The organism is Kineococcus indalonis (assembly GCF_009906395.1).
Lineage (GTDB): Bacteria > Actinomycetota > Actinomycetes > Actinomycetales > Kineococcaceae > Kineococcus > Kineococcus indalonis.
Genome location: NZ_JAAALM010000444.1, coordinates 1 through 3,444 on the forward strand (window position 1 = coordinate 1; position 3,444 = coordinate 3,444).

General features: G+C 77.9%; 5 protein-coding genes. 1 reads left to right on the forward strand and 4 read right to left on the reverse strand.

The features are described 5' to 3' along the window. Window positions 1-132: 132 nt before the first annotated feature. A complete protein-coding gene (locus tag GTR00_RS17125; protein WP_205706044.1) occupies window positions 133-999 on the forward strand; it encodes an HAD family hydrolase in 867 nt (288 codons plus the stop codon). Here GTR00_RS17125 and GTR00_RS17130 read toward each other — a convergent pair. The 4 genes from GTR00_RS17130 to GTR00_RS17145 all read right to left on the reverse strand — a co-directional run bounded on the left by GTR00_RS17130 (window position 980) and on the right by GTR00_RS17145 (window position 3,297). Beyond that, window positions 980-1,216, reverse strand: coding sequence for a hypothetical protein (locus tag GTR00_RS17130; RefSeq protein WP_166612795.1), 237 nt, complete (start codon window positions 1,214-1,216; stop codon window positions 980-982). The genes GTR00_RS17125 and GTR00_RS17130 overlap by 20 nt on opposite strands. A 20-nt stretch (window positions 1,217-1,236) precedes the next feature. Beyond that, window positions 1,237-2,220 carry a chymotrypsin family serine protease gene (locus GTR00_RS17135; RefSeq protein WP_166612796.1) on the reverse strand — a complete coding sequence of 328 codons (984 nt, stop codon included), beginning with the start codon at window positions 2,218-2,220 and terminating at the stop codon, window positions 1,237-1,239. A 125-nt stretch (window positions 2,221-2,345) separates the two neighbouring features. Then, window positions 2,346-2,708, reverse strand: coding sequence for a hypothetical protein (locus GTR00_RS17140; protein ID WP_166612797.1), 363 nt, complete (start codon window positions 2,706-2,708; stop codon window positions 2,346-2,348). A 58-nt stretch (window positions 2,709-2,766) separates the two neighbouring features. Continuing rightward, window positions 2,767-3,297 carry a bacterial proteasome activator family protein gene (locus GTR00_RS17145; RefSeq protein WP_166612798.1) on the reverse strand — a complete coding sequence of 177 codons (531 nt, stop codon included), beginning with the start codon at window positions 3,295-3,297 and terminating at the stop codon, window positions 2,767-2,769. Window positions 3,298-3,444 lie beyond the last annotated feature (147 nt).

The window sequence follows — 3,444 nt, forward strand, 5'->3', positions numbered from 1 at the left end:
GCTCACGGGGGCTCCTCGTCCGGTGCCGGCGGGGTCCGGCACCGGGACCGTCGCGCCCGGACCTTGCGGCGCGCTTGCGGCCGGCCAGCGACCCGCCACGCCCCCGCGCCCGCTGCTGGCACGATGGGGCCCGTGAGCACCGAGGCGCAGGCCACCACCGTCGACGACGCGGCCGAGGCGGCGTTCGCGCCGGGCTGGCGGCTGGTCGCCACCGACCTGGACGGCACGGTGGTGCCGCGCGAGCGGCCCCTGTCGCGCCGCACCCTGGAGGCGTTCGCGGCGTGCGCGGCCGCGGGCATCCCGGTGGTGCCGGTGACCGGCCGCCCGCCGCGGTGGGTGACGCCGCTGGCCGAGGAGGCCGGGCTGGCCGGGCAGGTGGTGTGCGCCAACGGCGCCGTCGTGTTCGACCTCGACAGCGGCGAGGTGGTGCGCCGGCACGCCATCGACCCGGACGTGGTGCGGGAGGTGGCCGCGCGGCTGCGCCCGGCGCTGCCGGGCATCGGCTTCGCGCTGGAGGCGGTGAGCGGGTTCCGCCGCGAGGACGCCTACGCCACCAGCTTCGACACCGGGCTGGAGCACGCCGTCGGCGACCTGGGCGAGCTGCTGGCGGGGTCGCCGCCGGTGGTGAAGGTCCTGGCGAAGTGCCCGGGGGTGGACAGCGACCGCATGCTCGAGGTGGCGCAGCGCGAGGTCGGCGACCTGGTGGGGGTGACCCACTCCAACGCGGTGGACTCGCTCATCGAGGTGATGGCGCTGGGCGTGAGCAAGGCCAGCACGCTGGCGGAGGTGGCGCGCGAGCGCGGCACGGGCCCGGAGGGCGTGGTGGCGTTCGGGGACATGCCCAACGACCTGGAGATGCTGCGCTGGGCGGGGCGCTCCTACGCGGTGGCCGACGGGCACCCGAACGCGGTGGCCGCCGCCGACGACGTCGCCCCGGCGTGCGGGGACGACGGGGTGGCGCAGGTGCTGGAGCGGCTGCTCAGCCGCCGTGCGGGGTGATCGGTCCGATCCCGCGCACCAGCACGGGCACGCCGTGGACCTGCGAGGGCAGGTCCGGCAGGTCGGCGTCGTCGCGCACGTTCACCTTCACCGCCCACTCGTGGTGGTGGCGGGTCAGGCCGATGCCGTTCACGCGCGAGTCGCCGCCCACGAGCTGACGGACGTGCGCCTTCGCGGCGCGCGCGGCACCGGCCCCGCCCCGGGAAGAGGGGTTCACACCATCGGTGTCACCAGGGGTCACACGACCAGTGTGGCACCGAGGGCGTCCAGCACAAGGTTGATGGGGTTGCAGAACGTGAGCCCCGCGCCGTTCTCGCCGCCGCGCTCGCTGCCCGCGAACAGCAGCCCGAGGGCCTGGCGGGTGTCGGGCCGGTAGACCAGCGAGCCGGAGTCGCCGCCGGCGGAGAACGCCCCGGCGGCGCCGGTGACCTCGATCTGCCCGTCGAAGGAGACGACGCCGACGGGGTACTCCACCGCCACGTCGTCCAGCTCGATGGCGCTGATGCGCCCGCGGGTGTGCCCGGTGGTGCGGCCCACCTTCTCCACCTCGACCTCGTCGTCGGCCTCGGCCCAGCCGGTCAGGCGGCCCACCGGGTAGACGGGCTCGAAGCCCTCGGGGCCCTCGACGTCCTCCAGCAGCGCCAGGGCGGCGTCGACGGCGTTGCCGCCGCCGGCGTCCAGCGGCACGGCGCGCGCCAGGCGGCCCACGCGGTCGGCGGCGGTGCCGCCGTCGGCGGGGCCGGGCTGCAGGACCGGCTCGTCGAGGGCGGCGCGGTCGGAGTCGGCCACGACGTGGTTGTTGGACAGCACGTACACGCCGTCGGAGCCGGTGACGGTGACGAACGCGCCGAGGGTGCCGGCGGTGACGTCGCGGTGGGCGATCGACAGGCCGGGGTGCAGGGGGCGCACGCGGGCCTGCAGCTGCGCGGGGGTCCAGGTGCGCCCCTCGGCGGGGGCGGTCAGGGCCCGCACGCGCCCGACGTCGCGCACGTCGACCTCGGCGGCGGCGGCGGTGCCGGCGAGCTCGCGGGCCTGGCCCAGCAGGCTCTCGCCGCGCTCACCGGAGTAGCGCACGGCCAGGCCGTAGCGGGGCCCGTCGGCGCCGCGCCCGAGCAGGCTGATGCCGACGCTGGCGACGCCCTCCGGCGCGGCCAGGGAGGCCACCGCGACCGAGCGGGCCCGCAGCCGTGCCTTGAGCTCACGTGCGTTGTCGATGTGCACCGCTGGTCCTCCTGGGAGCCGTCCGTGGTCTGACGTTCACACTCTGGCACCGCGCCCCGACACGGGGTCCCGCTCCGGGATCGGCGCCCGTCCAGCCCGGGGTCGGCGCGGGGCCGGCGCGGGGTTCAGCGCAGCCCGGCGAGCTCCTCGGCGCGCACCACGGCCCGCTCCACCGAGGCCAGGGAGCCGCCGCCGACGCGGACCATCGCGGCGGCCTCGGCCACCTGCGCGCAGGCGGTGGCGGTGCGGGTCAGGCGCCGGTGCACGTCCGGGTGGCGGCCCTCGGGGCCGGCGGGGACGGTGAAGCCGTCCGAGGGCGCCTCGGCCTGCGCCTGCACGGCGCGGGCGCGCGCGGCGCGGGCGACGCGGTCCACCCGCGGCAGGTACTCCTCCAGCGCGGTGCGCTCGGGCCCGGGCGGGCACCCGTCGACGACCTGCTCGACGCGGCGCACCGCCCGGTCCACGGCGTGCTCGGCGCGCGACCACACCCCCTGGCCCAGCGGGTCGGGGGTGCGGCGCCAGAACGCGAGCTTCAGCGCCCCCGCCTCACAGGTACTGCCCGGTGCCGCCGGGCTGCACCCGCGGCACCCCGCCGCGCGCGGCGCCGGGCGCGCCCGGGACGCCGGGCACCGCGCCGGGCAGGGCGCGGCGCATCTCCTGCAGCTGCGCCTGCGCGGCCATCTGCTGGGCGACCAGGGCGGTCTGGATGCCGTGGAAGAGGCCCTCCAGCCAGCCCACGAGCTGGGCCTGGGCGATGCGCAGCTCGCTCTCGGAGGGCGCCGAGCCCTCCGCGAAGGGCAGGGCGATGCGGCGCAGCTCCTCGACGAGGTCGGGCGCCAGGCCGTCCTCCAGCTCGTTGAGGGAGCGCTCGTGGATCTCGGCGAGGCGGTGGCGGCCGGCCTCGTCCAGCGGTGCGGAGCGCACCTCCTCCAGCAGCTGCTTGACCATGCTGCCGATGCGCATGACCTTCGCGGGCTGGCTGACCATGTCCGCCGGGCCGGGCTCGCCCTCCTCGGGCGGTTCGGCGATGCCCATGCCCTGCGGGGTGATCACGACCACGCGGGGGTGCTCGGACATGCCCCCATCCTGCCGCCGATCGCGCCGTCAGGCCCGCGCGCGCCCCCGCCGCGGCAGGGCCCCGGCGGCGAGCAGCACGGTGGCGGCCACGGCCAGCCCGGGGGCGGCCACGGCGGTGCCCAGGCCGGCGCCGGGCACGGCGTAGGC